The sequence below is a fragment of the Devosia alba genome, from assembly GCF_039938915.1.
GTDB lineage: Bacteria > Pseudomonadota > Alphaproteobacteria > Rhizobiales > Devosiaceae > Devosia > Devosia alba.
Map to the genome: position 1 here is coordinate 1 of NZ_JBDUUI010000069.1, position 288 is coordinate 288.

The 288-nt window shown below is 36.8% G+C and carries 1 protein-coding gene; it reads right to left on the reverse strand.

Annotation, left to right across the window (positions count from 1 at the left end):
• Nucleotides 1-288, reverse strand: a 288-nt coding sequence (locus ABFY71_RS18810) for a P-loop NTPase family protein (protein ID WP_488645808.1), incomplete at both ends; no start/stop codon positions are given.

Here is a 288-nt window from a genome sequence, read left to right on the forward strand (position 1 = left end):
TTAATCTTTTCAAATGTCTGTCCCTGTGATTTATGAATACTGATTGCCCAGGCAAGTTTTACCGGGAACTGAGAGAATGATCCAACTTTCTTACGGACAATCTTCTCTTTCACGATCTTCCGACCATCCTTTTCTTGTTCGGATTCCTCAATAACCTGTTTCTCAATGTCTTTATTGTATCTATATAAGCTAACTGTTTTGCCCTTATCAGTTTTGATAACCAGATAAGATTCTTTAAATTCTCCGTTTTCCACAATTTTCTGAATGATGCCAATCGTTCCATTACCG